The organism is Cellulosimicrobium sp. SL-1, from assembly GCF_011033075.1.
Taxonomy (GTDB): domain Bacteria; phylum Actinomycetota; class Actinomycetes; order Actinomycetales; family Cellulomonadaceae; genus Cellulosimicrobium; species Cellulosimicrobium funkei.
The window spans coordinates 1-19721 of record NZ_JAACJC010000015.1 but is presented as its reverse complement, the minus strand read 5'-3'; the positions used below and the strand labels follow the sequence as shown (position 1 = coordinate 19721).

Genomic DNA, 19721 nt, shown 5'->3' with positions numbered 1-19721 from the left:
TCTCGGCGCCGGCCGGGTGCTCAGCCCTTCGACGCCCGGTGCTCGCGCAGCACCTCGGCCGCCTGCGGCAGCACGTCCGCGAGGTCGCCGACGACCGCGAAGTCCGAGATCTCGAACAGCGGGCACTCCGGGTCGTTGTTCACCGCGACGATCACCTGCGAGGCCTGCATGCCGCCGCGGTGGTGCGGAGCGCCCGAGATGCCCGCGCCGATGTACAGGCGCGGCGCCACGGTGACGCCCGTCTGCCCGACGAACTGGTCGTGCCAGCCCTCGTAGACGGCGTCGCGCGTCGCGCCCACGGCGGCGCCGAGCGCGTCGGCGAGCTCGACCACGGGGCCGAAGTCGCCGTTCGTGCCGCGGCCCCCGGCCACGACGATCGCAGCCTCCCCGAGCGCGGGGCGCCCCGCGCCCGCGGACGCGTCGACCGTGCGGGACACGACGCGCGCCGCGGTCGCCGCCGGGGTCAGCTCGACGCGCAGCGCCTCGACCTCGGTCGCGACGGCGGCGTCCGCCGGCTGCGGCACGACCGAGTTCGCGCGGAGCGTCAGCACCGCCGGGTCGGTGAGGATCTCGCTGCGCACGTCCCACGAACCCGCGAAGACGCGCTTGTCCGCCACGAGGTGGGTGCCGTCGTCGTGCAGCGCGGAGGCGTCGACGACGAGGCCGGCGCCCGTGAGGAACGCGAGGCGCGCCGCGGCCTCCTTGTTCGGGAACGACGACGTCAGCAGGACGGCGTCGGCGTGCGACGCGCGCGCGGCGGCGGCGAGGACCTCGGCGACGACGGGCGTCAGGTGCAGCGCGTCGCCGGTGACGACCTCCCCGCCCGACGACGGCTCCGCCTGCCGCACGAGCGCGACGCCGTGCGCGCCGAGCTGGGCGAGGACGCCGACGCTCGGCGCCTCGAGCGCGACGGCCTCCACGCGACCCAGCGCGCGGCCGAGGGTGATCAGCTCCAGCACGGGCGTCCGCAGCTCGGTGGCCGCGGAGTCGAGGAGGACGAGGACGGTACGGGCCCCGGGGGTGCTCATGTGCGGACGCCTCTCAGACCAGGTCGTTGCGGATGAGGAACTCGGCGAGGGCGCGGCCGCCCTCGCCCTTGTCGACGACGATCTCGGCGTCGGGGCGCGGCGGCCGCGGCGACGCGTCGAGCACGCGCGTGCGGGCTCCGGCGTCGCCGACGAGCGCCGCGTCGACGCCGAGGTCGGCGAGGCTCCACGCCTCCACGGGGCGCGTGCGCGCCGCCATGATGAGCTTGAAGTTGGGCATGCGCGGGTCGTTCGCGTGGTCGGTGACCGACACGACGGCGGGCAGCGGCGCCTCGAGGACCTCCTCGACGCCGTCGAGCTCGCGCGTGACGCGCGCGGTGCGCGCGCCCGGCTCGCCCTCGACCTCGAGCTTCCCGGCCAGCGTGAGCTGCGGCAGGCCGAGCTCGGCCGACAGGAGCGTCGGGACGACGGAGCCCAGGCCGTCGAGCGCGGCCATGCCCGTCACGACGACGTCCACCGGGGCCTCGTCCGCGAGCCGGCGCACCGCGGCGGCGAGCACGCGCGCGGTGCCGAAGTAGTCGGAGCCCGCGATCGCGTCGTCGCTCACGCGCACGCCGCGGTCCGCGCCGAGCTGGAAGGAGCGGCGCACGGCGCCGTCGGCGTCCGGCCCCGCGACGGTGAGCACGACCACCTCGCTGGTCTCGCGCTCCGCCTCCGGCAGCGCCTCCTTGAGGCGCAGCGCGGCCTCGACCGCGTTCTCGTCGAGCTCGTTGAGCGTGCCCTCGTCGGCCCGGCGCACCACGCGGCCGTCCTCGAAGCCCCGGTCGGCGTGGATGTCCGGGACGTACTTCACGGCGACGACGATCCGCATCGGCTGCTCTCCCTGTGCGCTGGGCGGTCGGCCGGAGAGGTACCCGGCCCGCTCCGCCGAAGCCTACCGGCGGGCGACCGGAGGAGCCGGTGACACCCGCCACAATGGACGGGTGCACGAGCCATCGCCCGACCCGAGACCCGCCCCGCCGACCACGCTTGGGAGCGTCGACCGGCACGCCCTCGTCCCGTCCCTCGGGGTTCGCCCCGCCGGGGACGGCGTCGACGTCGCCGTGCTCGCGTCGCACGCGACTGCCGTCGAGCTGTGCCTCGTGGACGTCGTCGACCCGGCGCTGCCCGCGCACGACCCGGCGCGCTACCGCGAGCGCCGGGTCCCGCTCGCCGGGCCGGCCTACGGCGTCTGGCACGCGCACGTCCCGGGCGTCGGCCCCGGCCAGCGCTACGGCTTCCGCGTCCACGGCCCGTGGGAGCCCGCGGCCGGGCTGCGCCACAACCCCGCGAAGCTGCTCGTCGACCCGTACGCGCGGGGCCTCGTGGGCGAGCTCGTCGACGACCCGGCGATCCGCGGCCAGGTCGGCGACGACCCGTACGGCCCGCCCGACCCGCGCGACTCGCTGCCGTTCGTCCCGCACTCGATCGTGGTCGCCGAGCCGGCCGGGACGCTCGCTGCCCGCCCCCGCGTCCCGTGGCGCGACACGGTGGTCTACGAGGCGCACGTGCGCGGCCTCACGCAGCGCCTGGAGGCGCTGCCCGAGCACCTGCGCGGCACGTACGCGGGCGTCGCGCACCCGGTGACGATCGAGCACCTGCGGAGCCTCGGCGTGACCACCGTCGAGCTGCTCCCCGTGCACGCGAACGTGCCGGAGCCGCACCTGCTCGCGAGCGGCCGCACGAACTACTGGGGCTACTCGACGCTCGGGTTCTTCGCGCCCCACGCCGCGTACGCGACGCGCGCCGCGCAGGACGCCGGGCCGGCCGCCGTCCTCGACGAGGTGCGCGGCATGGTGCACCTGCTGCACGAGGCGGGGATCGAGGTCCTGCTCGACGTCGTGCACAACCACACGTGCGAGGGCGGTGCCGACGGGTACCACCTGTCGTGGCGCGGCCTCGACAACGCCGGGTACTACCTGCACGACGGCGGCACGCCCGCGCGCCTCGCGGACGTCACCGGGACGGGCAACGCGCTCGACTTCCGCCGCCCCGCGGTCGTGCGGGCCGCGCTCGACTCGCTGCGGTACTGGGCCGAGGTCGTCGGGGTCGACGGCTTCCGGTTCGACCTCGCGGTGACGCTGGGCCGCGGCGCGACCGGGTTCGACCCGGACCACCCGTTCCTCGTCGCGCTCCAGACCGACCCGGTGCTGTGCGGGCTCAAGCTCGTCGCCGAGCCGTGGGACGTGGGCCCCGGTGGCTGGCGCACCGGCCAGTTCCCGCCGCCGCTCGCCGAGTGGAACGACCGGTTCCGCGACGCGGCCCGCCAGTTCTGGCTCGCGGACGCGCGCGAGGCGTCGCACGGGCGCCCGGGGCACGGCGTGCGCGACCTCGCGACGCGGCTCGCGGGGTCGGCCGACCTGTTCGGCCACTCGGACCCGCCGCTCGTGCGCGGGCCGGTCGCGTCGGTGAGCTACGTGACCGCGCACGACGGCTTCACGCTCGCCGACCTGGTCGCCTACGACCACAAGCACAACCTCGCGAACGGCGAGAACAACCGCGACGGCACGGACGACAACCGGTCCTGGAACCACGGGCTCGAGGGCCCCGTCACCCCGGACGCCACCGCGGGCGGCGTGCTCGACGGGCTCGGCGTCGAGATCGCCCCGCTGCGGCGCCGCTCGATCCGCAACCTCCTCGCGACGCTCGTGCTCGCCGCGGGCACCCCGATGATCACCGCGGGCGACGAGATGGGCCGCACCCAACGCGGCAACAACAACGCCTACGTGCAGGACGACGAGACGTCGTGGGTGTCGTGGGACCTGTCCCCGTGGCGCAAGGACCTGCTCGCCACCGCGCGCCACCTCCTCGCGCTGCGGCGCGAGCACCCCGCGCTGCGCCCCGACGCGTTCTTCACCGGCCGCCCGCGCCCGGCGGCGCCGGACGGCCCAGCCGGTGCGGTGTCCGGTGCGGGGACTGGTGCGGCAGCCGGCACGGGGACCGGTGCGGGGACCGGTGCGGAAGGCGGCACGGGGGCCGGCACGGCGGCGGGTGGGGAAGGCGGCACGGGGGCCGGCAGCGGCCAGGGCCCCCGCCCGACAGCGGTGCCCGACCTGGCGTGGTTCGACGCCGACGGCGGACCGCTCGACCACGGGGCGTGGCACGACCCGGGCGTCCGGACGCTCCAGATGCTGCGCACCGCCCCGGAACCGGGCGACGCCGACGTGCTCGTCGTGCTCACCGGGGCGCTCGACCCGGTCGACGTGACCCTCCCCGGGCTGCGGGCCGCCGCAGGCGGCGAGCCCGAGCGCTGGGAGCTCGCATGGGACTCCGACTGGGAGCACCCGGACGACCCGGACCGCTCCCCGGGCGAGAGCGCCGCCCGCCCGGGCGACGTCGTCGGGCTCGAGGCGCTGAGCCTGCGCGTGTACGTCTCCCCCACCCCGCAGAGGTAGAGCCGAGGTCTCCCGAGGTAGAGCCGAGGTCGCCGAGGTAGAGCCGTGGTCGCCCCTGCCCGCCGGGGTCTGGACACGTGCTCTACTCTTCCCGCATGAGTGACAGCGCGGTCGACTCCTCCCCCACCCCGCCCACGATCGAGGACCCCGAGGTCGTCGTCGTGGGGGCCGGGCTCTCCGGTCTCGTCGCGGCGACCGAGCTCACGGCCGCGGGTCGCCGGGTCGTCCTGCTCGACCAGGAGCCGGCGGCGAGCCTGGGCGGCCAGGCGTGGTGGTCGTTCGGCGGCCTGTTCCTCGTGGGCTCTCCCGAGCAGCGGCGCATGGGCGTCACGGACTCCGCCGAGCTCGCGTTCGACGACTGGCTCGGGTCCGCGCAGTTCGCGCCCGGCGCGGACCGCGGCGAGGGACCCGACCGCCACGGCTACGCGTGGGCGCAGGGCTTCGTCGACTTCGCCGCCGGGGAGATGCGCGGCTGGCTGCACGACAAGGGCGTGCGGTGGTTCCCGCTCGTGCAGTGGGCGGAGCGCGGCGGGTACCCGGTGCGATCGGGCGCCGACGGGTCCGCCGCCGGCGCGCACGGCAACTCCGTGCCCCGCTTCCACGTCACGTGGGGCACCGGCCCGGGCATCCTCGAGCCGTTCGTCCGCGCCGCCCTGGACGCGCGCGCCGCGGGCCTGCTCGACGTCCGGTTCCGGCACCGGGTCACGTCGCTCGTCGTGACCGACGGCGCGGTGACGGGCGTGCGTGCGGAGGTGCTCGCGCCGTCGGACGCCGGGCGCGGGGTGCCGTCGTCGCGCGACGTCGTCGGGGAGGTCGAGATCGCGGCGAGCGCCGTCGTCGTGACCTCGGGAGGCATCGGCGCGAACCACGAGCTCGTGCGCTCCCGCTGGCCGCAGACGGCGGGCCGGCTCCCCGCCCGCATGCTGTCCGGCGTCCCCGACTCGACCGACGGGCTCATGATCGGCGTCGCCGCCGACGCGGGCGCGGCCCTCGTGCACGAGGACCGCATGTGGCACTACCCGGAGGGGATCGCGAACCACTCGCCGGTGTGGACGGACCACGGGATCCGCATCCTCCCCGGGCCGAGCTCGCTGTGGCTCGACGCCGACGGCAACCGGCTGCCCGCCCCGCTGTTCCCCGGCTTCGACGCCCTCGGCGCGCTCCAGCACGTCACCGAGCGCGGCGACGACCACTCCTGGTTCGTGCTCAACAAGGCGATCATGGAGTCGGAGTTCGCGCTGTCCGGCTCGGAGCAGAACCCCGACCTCACGGGCAAGGACGTGCGGCTCCTCGCCCAGCGCGTGCTGCCCGGCGCCGTCGGGCCGGTCGCACGGTTCGCCGAGCAGTCGCCGGAGTTCGTGTGGGCGGACACCCCCGAGGAGCTCGCCGCCCGGATGAACGCGCTCGTCGAGGCGACGCCGGGCTCGCGCGGGCACGTCGACCCGGCGGCCCTGGCGCGCGTCGTCCGCCTGCGCGACGAGCAGGTCCGCACGGGGCTGGGCAAGGACCCGCAGGTCGTCGCGACGGCGATGGCGCGCCGCTACCGCGTCGACCGGCTCATCCGCGTGTCGCCGCCACGACCCCTGACGGCGCCGAAGGACGGGCCGCTGCTCGCCGTCCGCCTCTCCGTGCTGACGCGCAAGACGCTCGGCGGCCTGTGGACGGACACCTCCGCGCGGGTCCTGCGCGCGGACGGGTCCGTGCTGCCCGGGCTCTGGGCCGCGGGCGAGGCGGCCGGGTTCGGCGGGGGCGGCGTGCACGGCCACCGCGCGCTCGAGGGGACGTTCCTCGGCGGGTGCCTCTACTCCGGCCGTGTCGCGGGCCGCGCGGTCGCCGCCGACCTGGGCTGACCCGGGTAGGGTCGGCGACCATGACCGTGCCCGACGACGCGTCCCCGGCCCCCGCGCCCGGCGCCCCCGCGGCGGTCGACCACCTCGACGTCCCCGCGTGCGAGCGCCTGTTCCGCCGCAACGGTCTCCCGCTGCTCGTCGAGGGGCACTCGCTCGACCGCGACGTGTTCGGGCGGTCGGCGCCGTTCCTGCTCGTCGTGCTGCTCGCCGAGCTCTCCGGCGCGGTGCGCTCGGGCTGGCCCGCGTGGGCGAACGCGCTCGCGCTCCTCGGCGCAGCGGCCCTCGTCGCGGCCGCGTACGCGGGGCTCAACGTGGTGCGCGGTCGGCCGTGGTCCACGCTCCCCCAGTCCGTCGGCGTCCCTGAGCTCGCGTTCTTTGTGCTCGTGCCCGCCCTCCTGCCGGTCGTGTTCGGCGGGCAGTGGGGCGACGCCCTGCTCACCGTCGTCGGCAACCTCGTGCTGCTCGGGGTCGTGCGGGTCGTCGTCGGGTACGGCGTGCTGTCGTCGCTGTGGTGGGGGCTTGCGCGCGTCACCGACGAGCTCGGCGCCGCCCTGCTGCGGCTCGTGCGCCTGCTGCCGCTGCTGCTCGTGTTCTCCCTCGTGCTCTTCTACAACGCCGAGGTGTGGCAGGTGTTCGACCGCACGCACGGCGTCGCCGACCTCGTGCTCGGCGCGTTCTTCGCGCTGCTCGTCGTGCTGTTCGTCGGGCTGCGCTCGCCCGCGGAGGCGCGCGAGGCGCTCGCGGAGACCGCCGCCCGCCACCCCGGGCACGAGCGCGCGGCGCGCTTCAGCCGCGGCCAGACGGCGAACCTCGCGACGATGATCGCGACGAGCCAGCTCCTCCAGGTCCTCGTCGTGAGCCTCGGCATGGGCGTGTTCTTCATGGCGCTCGGCACGCTCACGGTGACCCCCGAGGTCATGGCGCTGTGGGACGTCGACGGCGGCACCTGGCAGCGCACGCTCTCGCTCGTCGGCGGGGGTGGCGTCGGCGGCGCGGACCTCGTCGTGACGCAGACGCTGCTGCGCGTCTCCGTCGCGATCGCGACCTTCACCGGCCTCTACTACGCGATCTCCGTGCAGGTCGACGCCGTGTACCGGGAGGAGTTCGTGGACGGCATCGAGACCCAGCTCGCCGACGTGCTGCGCGCGCGCTCGCGCTACCTCGACCTCCTCGCCCCACCCCCACCCGCGAGATAGAGGCCAGGTAGACCGAGGTAGAGGTCAGGTACGCCGGAGTAGAGGCCAGGTTCACGACCACGCCTCTCCCTCGACGGACCAGGGCTCTACCTCGGCGAGGAAGGTCGCGAGCTGTCTGCGCGGCGTCGGAGCGCGAGGCGACGCGACTCCGCGAGACGACAGCCGACCGCCACCGGGTCGCCCAGGTCCTCCCAGGTGAAGCGCACGACCGTCCATCCCGCCGCCACGAGTGCCGCCTCGCGGGCTTCCTGCGCGCGCCGGACGTCTGCCGGGTCCCCGTACGCCCCGCCGGAGTACTTCACCGCCCCGTCGAACTCGATCACCAGCCGGGCGTCGAGCCAGGCCAGGTCGACGACGTACCTCCCACGTGACGTCACCACCGGTACCTGCGGGCGAGGCACGGGCAGACCGCCGAGCACGGCCGCGAGCCGCACGAGCGTCTCCCCCGGGGACTCCGACCTCGGGTCCGCGAGCTCGAGAGCGCGCCGCGCCCGTACGACGCCGCGCTTGCCGCGCGACTCCTCGACGATCGAGTCGACCACGTCCCGGTCCGCACCCAGGCGCAACGCGGAGTCCACCACGACGAGGCTGCGCTCGAGCGGCAGCGACCGCGCACAGTCGACCAAGGTGCGCTCGAGGCTGGTGACAGGGACGCCGTCGAGGACCGCGCGGTCACGGACCGGTAGATCGGTCCAGTGCCGACGTACGGCCGCGTCCCGTTCTCTCGTCACGTTCGGATGGCCGAGCTGAGTCAGGTGCGCGAACGGCGGGAGCCGCCAGGTCCAGCAGCCCCAGAGCAGAGCCGCGGTGTCGTGGCTCACCCAGAACGGCGTCACGAGCCGGTCGACCAGTCCGCGCACCTCGCCGAGCAGCCACTCCTCGCGCTCCGACGGCGCGGAGTGCGCCGAGGGCAGGTAGACGCCGCGCCGTACCCGCACGAGCTCACCGGCGCGCGCACGCGCCGCCAGCTCCGCGCGGCGTCGACGCACGTAGGGCACAGCTGGCGGAACCCTCCGAGGCCCGTTGCCGTCCGCCGTGTAACGACCGGCGGGGCGGGTCGGGGCCACATCGGCCCCGAGCCTGCGCCGTGCTGCTGGGTCGTGGCTGGTCGGGAAGCTGCCCGTCGTCTCGTCCATCGGCCCAGCGTGCCGGTCGTCACCCCGTCGCGGGGCGAGTACGGCAGATCTGTGGATGACGAAGGCGCCGCCCCTGCACGACGGTCCGCCGCCGTCGACCTCCGTCCATGGACGGGCGAGCCGAGAGGGCCTGGCCGACGACGGCCAGGCCCTCTCGCCATCGCATGACGCAGCCGCCTCACGCGACCGCACCTCTACCTCGCGCGACCAGGGCGCTACCTCGGCGCTACCTCACGCGACCATGCCTCTACTTCGCGTGACCTCGGCTCTACCTCGCGCGACCAGGGTTCTACCTCGCGAGCGGAGGCTCTACCTCGGCGGAGGGCGTCAGGCGTTGGTGACGAGGCCCAGCTCGGCGACGCTCGGGAGGCCGTCGTGGGTCGGGACGACGCGGACGGTGTAGCCGAACGGTCCGGACGCGTCGAGCACGACCTCGCCCGCGAACGCGTAGCGGCCGGCCTCGTACGTCTCGGCCAGCGCGAGCGGCTCGGCCGTGAACTCCTCGATGACGTCGGCCTCGCTGACGCGCCCGTGCACGACCTGCACCTGGACGTCCTCGGGGCGCAGGTCGCCGAGCGACACGTACGCGCGGACCGTGAGGCGGTCGCCGACCTGCGGCACCTCGCCGATGCCGGCCGAGTCGACGTGGTCGACGCGCACGCGCGACCAGCCGTCGCGCACGGCGTGCTTCCACTGCGCGAGCTCTCGGGCGGGTGCGAGCCCGTCGGCGGCCAGCGCGCGCCCGGCCGCGGCGGCCGGGGCGTACAGGCGCGTGACGTACTCGCCGACCATGCGCGTCGCCTGGACCTTGGGGCCGAGCGTCGCGAGCGTGTGCCGCACCATCTCGAGCCACCGGCCGGGCACGCCGTCGGCGTCGCGGTCGTAGAAGCGGGGCGCGACCTGCTGCTCGACGAGGTCGTAGAGCGCGGCGGCCTCGAGGTCGTCGCGACGGTCCGCGTCCTCGACGCCGTCCGCGGTCGGGATGGCCCAGCCGTTCTCGCCGTCGTACCACTCGTCCCACCAGCCGTCGAGGATCGACAGGTTGAGGCCGCCGTTGAGCGCCGACTTCATGCCCGACGTCCCGGACGCCTCCAGCGGGCGCAGCGGGTTGTTGAGCCAGACGTCGCAGCCCGGGTAGAGCGACTGCGCCATGGCGATGTCGTAGTTCGGCAGGAAGACGATGCGGTGCCGCACCTCGGGGTCGTCCGTGAAGCGCACGAGCTGCTGGATGAGCCGCTTGCCCTGGTCGTCGGCGGGGTGCGACTTGCCCGCGACGACGAGCTGGACCGGTCGCTCGGGGTGCAGCAGCAGCGCCTTGAGCCGCTCCGGGTCGCGGAGCATGAGCGTGAGCCGCTTGTACGTGGGGACGCGGCGCGCGAACCCGATGGTGAGGACGTCGGGCGAGAGGACGTCGTCGACCCAGCCGAGCTCCGCCGGGGTCGCGCCGCGCTCGCGCCAGGACTTGCGCACGCGGCGGCGCGCCTCGTCGACGAGCCGGCCGCGCATCTCGCGGCGGATCGCCCAGAGCTCGCCGTCGCCGACGGCGCCCTCCCCGTCGCCGCGCAGCCAGCGCGACGACGCGTGCTCGGCCGTGAGCTCGTCGAGCCCGAGCCGCTCGGCCTCGAGGGCCGCGAGCGCCGGGTCGACCCACGTGGGCGAGTGGACACCGTTCGTCACCGAGGTGATCGGGACCTCGCGGGCGTCGAAGCCCGGCCACAACCCCTCGAACATCCCGCGCGACACCTCGCCGTGCAGGAGGGAGACGCCGTTCGCCCGCCCGCCGAGGCGCAGGCCCATGACGGCCATGTTGAACACGGTCGGGTCGCCGCCGTCGTAGTCCTCGGCCCCGAGGGCGAGGACGCGCTCGACGGGCAGGCCGTCGACCGCCATGTCGCCGCCGAAGTACTGGGTGACGAGGTCGCGGCCGAACCGGTCGATGCCGGCGGGCACGGGCGTGTGCGTCGTGAAGACGGTCGCGGCGCGGACGGCCTCGAGCGCCGCGTCGAACGTGAGGCCCTGCTCGACGAGCTCGCGGATGCGCTCGACGCCGAGGAACCCCGCGTGGCCCTCGTTGGTGTGGTAAACCTCCGGCTCGGGCGCGCCGGTGAGGCGCGACCACAGGCGCAGCGCGCGCACGCCGCCGACGCCGAGCAGCAGCTCCTGCTGGAGGCGGTGCTCGCCGCCGCCGCCGTAGAGGCGGTCGGTCACCTTGCGCGCGGCCTCGTCGTTGCCGGGCACGTTCGAGTCGAGCAGGAGCAGCGGCACGCGGCCGACGGCCGCGACCCACACGTGCGCGTGGAGCGTGCGGCCCCCGGGCAGGGCGAGCGAGACGCGCGCGGGCGTGCCGTCGTCGTCGCGCAGGAGGGTGAGCGGCAGGCCGTCCGGGTCGAGGAGCGGGTACGTCTCGACCTGCCAGCCGTCGCGCGTGAGCGACTGCTTGAAGTATCCGGCGCCGTAGAGGAGCCCGACGCCGACGATCGGCACGCCGAGGTCGCTCGCGCTCTTGAGGTGGTCGCCGGCGAGGATGCCGAGGCCGCCGGAGTACTGGGGCAGCACGGACGTGATGCCGAACTCGGGCGAGAAGTACGCGATCGCGGCCGGGAGGGAGCCACCGCCCTCCGACGCCTCCGCGGCACGCTGCTGGTACCACAGCGCGTCGTCGAGGTAGTGGCGCAGGTCGGCCGCCGCGGCCCGCACGCGCTCGACGAACGCGCCGTCGGCGGCGAGCTCCGCGAGACGCTCGGGACCGAGCGCACCGAGCAGCGCGACGGGGTCGCCGTGGACCGCCGCCCACGTCTCGGGGTCGATACCGGCGAACAGGTCGCGCGTGGGCGCGTGCCAGGACCAGCGCAGGTTGTGCGCGAGCTCGTCCAGGTCGCGCAGCTCGGCGGGCAGCAGGGTGCGGACGGTGAACCGTCGGATGGCTCTCACGGGGACGAGACTACGCAGCCTGGCGCCGGTGCACACCCCCGCGCCGCAACCTGTGTGTAACGCTTGCATGAAATTTCACCCGGCTATCGTGCGCGACCCGTGCGCGACGCGCCGACCCCTCCCCCAGGTGCCTGGCCCCCGTGCCCCTCGATACGTTGTGCGTGTGACGTCGACCCCTCCGGCCCTCGCGCCGCGCCGCCCCCGCGCCACCGGCGCCCCTCGCCCCCGAGGCGGCGCCCCCGCCCCCGCCCCCGCCGCACCCGTCGGACGCATCCCCGTGCTCGAGGTGTCGCCCGTCGTCGAGGGCGGCCGGTGGCCCGCCAAGGCCGTCGTCGGCGAGATGGTGCCGATCGAGGCGACCGTCTTCCGGGAAGGCCACGACGCCGTCGCCGCGACCGCCGTCCTCGTCGCGCCCGACGGCACCGAGCGCACGGCGCCCATGGTCGACGTCGCCCCCGGGCTCGACCGGTTCCGCGCCACGCTCCACCCGGACGCGGTCGGCGACTGGTCGCTGCGCGTCGAGGCGTGGAGCGACCCCTACGGCACGTGGGCGCACGACGCGACGGTCAAGGTCGCGGCGGGCGTCGACGTCGAGCTCATGCTCGCCGAGGGCGTGCTGCTCTTCGAGCGCGTCCTCGCCGACGCCGTCCCCCTCCCCGGGCGCGACGGCACGCCCGGCCGCCGGACGCCCGCGGACGAGCGCACGCTCACCGACGCGCTCGCTGCGCTCGCCGACGCGACCCGCCCCGCCGAGGCCCGGCTCGTCGCCGCGACGTCGCCCGAGGTGCGCGACGTCCTGGAGCGCGCCCCCCTGCGCGACCACGTCACGGCGTCGGCCACGTACCCGCTGCGCGTCGAGCGCCCGCTCGCGCTCGCGGGCGCGTGGTACGAGATGTTCCCGCGCTCCGAGGGCGCCCGGCGGCTCAAGGACGGGCGCTGGCGCTCGGGCACGTTCACCGCGGCCGCGCGCCGTCTGCCCGCGATCGCGGAGATGGGCTTCGACGTCGTCTACCTGACCCCCGTCCACCCCATCGGCACGACGCACCGCAAGGGCCGCAACAACTCCCTCACCGCGCTCCCCGGCGACCCGGGCAGCCCGTACGCCATCGGCTCGAAGGACGGCGGCCACGACGCGATCCACCCCGAGCTCGGCAGCGAGCGCACGTTCCGCGCGTTCGTCAAGGAGGCCCGGCGGCACGGGCTGGAGGTCGCGATCGACCTCGCGCTGCAGTGCTCGCCCGACCACCCGTGGGTCGCCGAGCACCCCGAGTGGTTCACGACGCGCGCCGACGGCTCCATCGCCTACGCCGAGAACCCGCCGAAGAAGTACCAGGACATCTACCCCCTCAACTTCGACAACGACCCCGAGGGCATCTACGCCGAGGTGCTGCGCGTCGTGCGCGTGTGGATCGACCGCGGCGTCACCGCGTTCCGCGTCGACAACCCGCACACCAAGCCGCTCGACTTCTGGGAGTGGCTGCTCGCCGAGGTGCGTGCGACGAACCCCGAGGTCGTGTTCCTCTCCGAGGCGTTCACCAAGCCCGCGATGATGCACACCCTCGCGCGCATCGGGTTCCACCAGTCGTACACGTACTTCACGTGGCGCAACACGCGCGACGAGCTCGCGGAGTACCTCACCGAGGTCTCGGGCGAGGCCGGCGCCTACATGCGCCCGAGCTTCTGGCCCACGACCCACGACATCCTCCCGCCGTACCTCCAGCACGGCGGCGTGGCGGGCTTCGCCGTGCGCGCGGTGCTCGCCGCCCTCGGTGCCCCCACCTGGGGGATCTACTCCGGGTACGAGCTCGTCGAGAACGTGCCGCGCCCGGGCGTCGAGGAGCAGATCGACAACGAGAAGTACGAGTACAAGCCGCGCGACTGGGCGCTCGCCGACGAGATCGGCATCTCGACGCTGCTGGCGCGGCTCAACGAGATCCGCCGGGACCATCCCGCGCTGCGCCAGCTCCGGAACCTCACGGTGCACCCGACGACGAACGACCAGGTGCTCGCGTTCTCGCGCCACCTGCCGGCCGAGCACTCGCCGACCGGCGAGGCGGACACGGTCGTCGTCGTGGTGAACCTCGACCCCCACTCCCCGCAGGAGTCGAACGTGCACCTGGACCTCGCGGCCCTCGGCCTCCCCCCGCTCGCGGACGGCCAGGACCCCTGGGCGCCGTCGTTCGTCGCGCACGACGAGCTGACCGGCGAGAGCTACGGCTGGGGGCAGGACGTGTACGTGCGGCTCGAGCCGCTGCGCCAGGTCGCGCACGTCATCCACGTGAGGGCCTCGTGACGCTCCCCCGGGACGCGGCCCCGGTCCCCGTGCGGGGACCCGCCGCCGGTCCCGCTCCCGTGCCCCCGCTCACCGCGCCCGTCCCCGTCGCGGCCCTTCCGCCGCGCCGCCAGCCGGCGCCGCCCGTCGAGACGCGCCCGGGGCTGTCCGACGACCCGGACTGGTACCGCACGGCGGTGTTCTACGAGGTGATCGTCCGCGCGTTCTCCGACTCCGACGGCAGCGGGACGGGCGACCTGCGCGGGCTCATCGACCGCCTCGACTACCTCCAGTGGCTCGGCATCGACGCGCTGTGGCTGCCGCCGTTCTACCCGTCGCCCCTGCGCGACGGCGGCTACGACGTGTCCGACTACACCGCGATCGCGCCGCAGTACGGCTCGACGTCGGACTTCGCCGAGCTCGTGAGCGAGGCGCACGCGCGCGGGATGCGCGTCGTCATCGACCTCGTCATGAACCACACGAGCGACCAGCACCCGTGGTTCCAGGCGTCGCGCGCCGACCCGGAGGGCCCGTACGGCGACTTCTACGTGTGGAGCGACGACGACACGCGCTACCAGGACGCGCGCATCATCTTCGTCGACACGGAGACGTCCAACTGGACGTTCGACCCGGTGCGGCGCCAGTTCTTCTGGCACCGCTTCTTCTCCCACCAGCCCGACCTCAACTTCGAGAACCCGCGCGTCGCCGACGCGATGCTCGACGTCGCGCGGTTCTGGCTGCAGATGGGGGTCGACGGGTTCCGTCTCGACGCGGTGCCGTACCTCTACGAGGCCGAGGGCACCAACTGCGAGAACCTTCCGCAGACGCACGAGTTCCTGCGCCGCGTGCGGCGCATGGTGGACACCGAGTTCCCGGGTCGCATCCTCCTCGCCGAGGCGAACCAGTGGCCGCGCGACGTCGTGGACTACTTCGGCACCGAGGAGGAGCCGGAGTGCCACATGTGCTTCCACTTCCCCGTCATGCCGCGCATCTTCTACGCGATCCGCGACCAGCGCGCGAACCAGGTCCTGGAGATCCTCGCCGACACGCCCGACATCCCCGCGGGCGCGCAGTGGAGCACGTTCCTGCGCAACCACGACGAGCTCACGCTCGAGATGGTCTCGACGGAGGAGCGCGCGTCGATGTACGGGTGGTACGCGCCCGACCCGCGCATGCGCGCCAACGTCGGGATCCGCCGTCGGCTGGCTCCCCTGCTCGACAACTCGCGCAAGGAGGTCGAGCTCGCGCACGCCCTCCTGCTCTCGCTCCCGGGCAGCCCGTGCCTGTACTACGGCGACGAGATCGGCATGGGCGACAACATCTGGCTGCCCGACCGCGACGCCGTGCGCACCCCCATGCAGTGGACGCCCGACCGCAACGCCGGGTTCTCCACCGCGGACCCGGGCAAGGTGTACCTGCCGCTCGTGCAGTCGCTCGTGCACCACTACGGCTACGTCAACGTCGAGGCGCAGCTCGAGCAGTCGACGTCGCTGCTGCACTGGGTGCACGGCATGCTCAAGGTCCGGCGCCGCCACAAGGCGTTCGGCACGGGCGACTTCGTGGCGCTCGAGTGCGACAACGAGTCGATCCTCGCGTTCCTGCGGCGCACGCCCACGGAGACGATCCTGTGCGTGGCGAACCTCTCCGCGACCGCCCGGTCCGCGGCGGTGCACCTGCCGGGGCACGCGGGCGCGACGCTCACCGACGTGTTCGGCGGCGCGCACTTCCCGGCGGTCGGGGACGACGGGCGCGTCGTCATGACGTGGGGCTCGCGCGACTTCTACTGGCTCGTCGTCGGGGGCCCCGAGGGCACGACCCCCTGACGCCCGGCGAGATCGGGCGCGTCGTGGTCGGATGGAGCCTGCCGCCGTCGTGACCCGACGGCGGGGCCCCGGGCACCCCGGGGCACGACCTGCCGACGACCCGACGACCCAGCCACAGGGAGGCGCGCATGACGCTCCGACGGACGGACCTTCCCTCCTCGGAGCTCATGACGCTCCTCGACGCGTGGCTGCCGGAGCGCCGGTGGTACCCCGTCAAGGGCGTCACGGTGCGGCACGTGCCGTGGCTGTCGTTCGCGCTCGACGTCCCGGCGACGGCCGGGCAGGACCCGGCGCGGGCCCCGCGCGTCGTCCTCCACCTGCTGCGGCTGCTCGGGGACGGCGTCGACCTCGTCGTCCAGGTGCCGCTCGTCCTCGAGCCGGTCGACGCGACGCCCGCGGCCCCGGGCGACGTGCGCACCCCGGGCGGCGCGGCCCCGTCCACCGGTCCGGGGCGCGCGCCCGCCGCGCCGCTCGGGACGGTGCACGACGCCGGGGGCGGCGTGACCGCCGGGACGGCCTGGCTCGTGCACGACGGCGCCGCGCACCCCGCGTGCTGGGCGGCGCTCCTGGCCGTCGCCGACTGGGAGACGTCCCCCGCGGCCGGGGCCGCGGACGCCGCCCCGCTCGACCTCGCGGGCGGGCGGGCGCTGAGCGTCGAGCAGTCGAACAGCTCGGTGCTGCTGCCCGGCGTCGCCGGCGGCACGATGCTCAAGGTCCTGCGGGCCATCGCGATCGGCCCCAACCCGGACGTGACGATCCCGCGCGCGCTCGCCGCCCAGGGGTGGGCGGGCGTGCCGCGACCGCTCGCGTGGCTCGAGGTGGGCTGGGACGCGACCGACGACCCCGCCGGTCCCGGGCACGCGCCCGACCCGGCGTCCCCCCGGTCGGCGCACCTCGCCATCCTCAGCGAGTTCGTCGACGGCGCGCGCGACGGCTTCGACCTGGCGTGCGCCTACGCCGGGCAGGGGTCGTCGTTCGCCGACCTCGCCGCAGACCTCGGCCGGGTCCTCGCCGACCTGCACGCCGCGCTCCGGCGCGCGTTCGACGTGGGCTCCCCCGTCGACGCGCGCTGGCTCGTCGCCGACCTGCGGCGCCGCTCGGACGAGGCCGTCGCGTCGTCGAGCGCGCTCGGCCGGCGCGCGACCGAGATCGCCACGTTCTGGGACCGCACGGCCGTGCGGCTCGCGTCCGTCACGCGCGTCCCCGACGCCCTCCCGCGACTCCAGACCGTCCACGGCGACCTGCACCTCGGGCAGGTGCTGCACGCCCGCCGGTTCGGCTGGAAGGTGCTCGACTTCGAGGGCGAGCCGCTGCGGCCGGTCGCGGAGCGCACCCGCCCCGACCTCGCCCTGCGCGACGTCGCCGGGATCGTGCGCTCGTTCGACTACGCGGCCGCCGTCGGGCGCGCTCCCGACGCCGCGTGGGCCGTCCAGGCGCGCGCCGCGTTCCTCGACGCGTACGAGCGCGCGGACACCGCGGGCGTCGACCACGCGACCTCGGAGGCGCTCGTCCGCGCGCTCACGCTCGACAAGGCGCTCTACGAGGTCGTCTACGAGTCGCGCAACCGTCCCGGCTGGGAGCCCATCCCCCTCGCCGCCGTGGACCGCCTCCTCGCAGGCAACGCCTGACGTGCGCGGTCGCCCGGCCGCGCGCACCGGACCGTCCGGCGAGCCCGTCCTGTGAGGGTGCGCGGGACGTGGAAAGGTTGCCCCATGACCGGGCCCGCCGCTTCCGCCACCCCGCCCCCCGTCGTCGTGCCGCAGGACGCGCTCGCCGCGGCCGCGGGCGGGCGCACGTTCGACCCGCACGCCGTGCTCGGCCCGCACCTCGCGGACGACGCCGCGGACGCGCGGGCGGTCGTCCGCGTCCTGCGCCCGCTCGCGGACGAGGTCGTGGTCGTCACCGCCGACGGCGAGCACCCGGCGGTGCACGAGCAGGACGGAGTATGGGCCGCCGTCGTGCCGGTGCACCAGGACGCCGACGGCACTCGGCACGCCCCCGACTACCGCGTCCGTGCCCGCTACGGGCACGAGTCCACGACCGTGGACGACCCCTACCGGTTCCTGCCCACGCTCGGCGACGTCGACCTGCACCTGATCCGCGAGGGCCGGCACGAGGAGCTGTGGCGCGTGCTCGGCGCGAACGTGCGCACGTACCCGAGCGCGCTCGGCGACACGACCGGCACGGCGTTCGCCGTCTGGGCGCCCAACGCGCGCGCGGTCCGCGTCATCGGCGACTTCAACGGCTGGGGACCCACGCACCCGATGCGCTCGCTCGGGTCCACCGGGGTGTGGGAGCTCTTCGTCCCCGGCGTCGTCGCGGGCGCGCGCTACAAGTACGAGATCCTCGGGCCCGACGGCTCGTGGCGCCAGAAGGCCGACCCGCTCGCCAAGGCGGCCGAGGTGCCCCCGGCGACGGCGAGCGTCGTCGTCGAGTCCCGGTACGAGTGGTCCGACGACGCGTGGCTCGCCGAGCGCGCGGCGCACGACCCGCACACGCAGCCGCTCAGCATCTACGAGGTGCACCTCGGCTCGTGGCGCCAGGGCCTGTCCTACCGCGACCTCGCGGAGCAGCTCACGGCGTACGTCGTCGAGCAGGGGTTCACGCACGTCGAGCTCCTGCCCGTCGCCGAGCACCCGTTCGGCGGGTCGTGGGGCTACCAGGTCACGGGCTACTACGCCCCGACGTCCCGGTTCGGCCACCCCGACGACTTCCGCTACCTCGTCGACCGCCTGCACGCCGCCGGGATCGGCGTCGTCGTCGACTGGGTCCCCGCGCACTTCCCGCGCGACGAGTGGGCCCTCGCCCGCTTCGACGGCACGCCCTGCTACGAGCACGCCGACCCGCTGCGCGGCGAGCAGCCCGACTGGGGCACGTACGTCTTCGACTTCGGCCGCAACGAGGTCCGCAACTTCCTCGTCGCCAACGCCACCTACTGGCTCGAGGAGTTCCACGTCGACGCGCTGCGCGTCGACGCCGTCGCGTCCATGCTCTACCTCGACTACTCGCGCGGCCCCGGCCAGTGGCACCCCAACGTGCACGGGGGCCGCGAGAACCTCGAGGCCATCGCGTTCCTCCAGGAGGCCAACGCCACCGCGTACCGGCGCACGCCCGGCGTCATGATGATCGCCGAGGAGTCGACCGCGTGGCCGGGCGTCACCCGGCCCACCTCCGCGGGCGGCCTCGGGTTCGGGCTCAAGTGGAACATGGGCTGGATGAACGACTCCCTGCGCTACGTCGCCGAGGAGCCGATCAACCGCCGGTACCACCACCACGAGATCACGTTCTCCATGGTCTACGCGTACTCCGAGCAGTTCGTGCTCCCCATCAGCCACGACGAGGTCGTGCACGGCAAGGGCTCGCTCTACGGGAAGATGCCCGGCGACGACTGGCAGAAGCGCGCCGGCGTGCGCGCGTTCCTCGCCTACCAGTGGTCGCACCCCGGCAAGCAGCTCCTCTTCATGGGCAGCGAGATCGGCCAGCACTCCGAGTGGAACGAGGGCCGGTCGCTCGACTGGGACGGCCTCGCGGCCGACCCGGGCCGGCAGGGCGTGCAGCACGCCGTGCGCGACCTCAACGCGCTGTACCGCGCGACCCCGGCCCTGTGGGAGCTCGACCACGACCCCGCGGGGTTCGAGTGGCTCGACGCCGACGACGCCGACCACAACGTCCTCGCCTACGTGCGCCGCGGGCGCGACGGCAGCGAGGTCGCCGTCGTCGTGAACTTCGCCGGGACGCCGCACGAGGGCTACCGCGTCGCCCTGCCGTCGGGCGGCGCGTGGCGCGAGGTCCTCAACACCGACGCCGAGGTCTACGGCGGCTCCGGTGTCGGCAACCTCGGCGAGGTCGAGGCGGAGCCCGTCCCGTGGAAGGGGCGCGCGTACTCCGCGGCCCTGCGCGTCCCGCCGCTCGGCGCGCTGTACCTCGTCCCGTCGCCGAGGTAGAGGTCTGGTCCGCCGAGGTAGAGGCCTGGTTCGCCGAGGTCGTGGTCTGGTCGCCCTGGGTGGTGGGTGGGGCGGTGGCGCCGGGTCTACCATCCGCCGCTCGTTCCTCGCGGCTCCCGCCAGGCCCGCCACGACCCGGCGCCACCGCC

Annotated in this window: 11 protein-coding genes; 7 read left to right on the top strand and 4 right to left on the bottom strand. The window is 74.9% G+C overall.

Annotation, left to right across the window (positions count from 1 at the left end):
* Window positions 1–20: 20 nt before the first annotated feature.
* A complete protein-coding gene (locus GWJ10_RS19195; protein WP_076406030.1) occupies window positions 21–1028 on the bottom strand; it encodes an electron transfer flavoprotein subunit alpha/FixB family protein in 1008 nt (335 codons plus the stop codon).
* A 13-nt stretch (window positions 1029–1041) separates the two neighbouring features.
* Entirely contained in the window at window positions 1042–1857 is an 816-nt protein-coding gene (locus GWJ10_RS19190; RefSeq protein ID WP_061268713.1) for an electron transfer flavoprotein subunit beta/FixA family protein, read from the bottom strand.
* 112 nt (window positions 1858–1969) lie between these two features.
* Between GWJ10_RS19190 and glgX the strand changes: the two genes are divergently transcribed.
* From glgX to GWJ10_RS19175, 3 genes are all read left to right on the top strand, one after another.
* Window positions 1970–4420 (top strand): glycogen debranching protein GlgX, encoded by a 2451-nt coding sequence (gene glgX, locus GWJ10_RS19185; protein ID WP_277394961.1) that lies wholly within the window; start codon window positions 1970–1972, stop codon window positions 4418–4420.
* Window positions 4421–4515: 95 nt separating this feature from the next.
* Window positions 4516–6270: an FAD-binding dehydrogenase gene (locus GWJ10_RS19180; protein ID WP_163188925.1), complete on the top strand. Its 1755-nt coding sequence runs from the start codon at window positions 4516–4518 to the stop codon at window positions 6268–6270.
* 20 nt (window positions 6271–6290) lie between these two features.
* Complete coding sequence (locus GWJ10_RS19175) at window positions 6291–7466, top strand: hypothetical protein (RefSeq protein ID WP_061269337.1); 1176 nt, start codon at window positions 6291–6293, stop codon at window positions 7464–7466.
* 86 nt (window positions 7467–7552) lie between these two features.
* Here GWJ10_RS19175 and GWJ10_RS19170 read toward each other — a convergent pair whose 3' ends face one another.
* Window positions 7553–8464 (bottom strand): DUF559 domain-containing protein, encoded by a 912-nt coding sequence (locus GWJ10_RS19170; protein ID WP_163188924.1) that lies wholly within the window; start codon window positions 8462–8464, stop codon window positions 7553–7555.
* A gap of 465 nt (window positions 8465–8929) precedes the next feature.
* The gene (gene glgP, locus GWJ10_RS19165) at window positions 8930–11533 is read right to left on the bottom strand and encodes an alpha-glucan family phosphorylase (RefSeq protein WP_086150736.1); all 2604 of its coding nucleotides are present in this window, start codon (window positions 11531–11533) and stop codon (window positions 8930–8932) included.
* A 277-nt stretch (window positions 11534–11810) separates the two neighbouring features.
* On the opposite strand from glgP, the gene GWJ10_RS19160 reads away from it, so the two are divergent.
* From GWJ10_RS19160 to glgB, 4 genes are all read left to right on the top strand, one after another.
* Window positions 11811–13826 carry an alpha-1,4-glucan--maltose-1-phosphate maltosyltransferase gene (locus tag GWJ10_RS19160; RefSeq protein ID WP_241005909.1) on the top strand — a complete coding sequence of 672 codons (2016 nt, stop codon included), beginning with the start codon at window positions 11811–11813 and terminating at the stop codon, window positions 13824–13826.
* Window positions 13823–15628 carry a maltose alpha-D-glucosyltransferase gene (treS, locus tag GWJ10_RS19155; protein ID WP_083711947.1) on the top strand — a complete coding sequence of 602 codons (1806 nt, stop codon included), beginning with the start codon at window positions 13823–13825 and terminating at the stop codon, window positions 15626–15628. The genes GWJ10_RS19160 and treS overlap by 4 nt, the downstream gene beginning before the upstream one ends.
* Before the next feature lie 128 nt (window positions 15629–15756).
* Window positions 15757–17256: an aminoglycoside phosphotransferase gene (locus GWJ10_RS19150; protein WP_163188922.1), complete on the top strand. Its 1500-nt coding sequence runs from the start codon at window positions 15757–15759 to the stop codon at window positions 17254–17256.
* 84 nt (window positions 17257–17340) lie between these two features.
* Complete coding sequence (gene glgB, locus GWJ10_RS19145; protein WP_163188921.1) at window positions 17341–19572, top strand: 1,4-alpha-glucan branching protein GlgB; 2232 nt, start codon at window positions 17341–17343, stop codon at window positions 19570–19572.
* Window positions 19573–19721 lie beyond the last annotated feature (149 nt).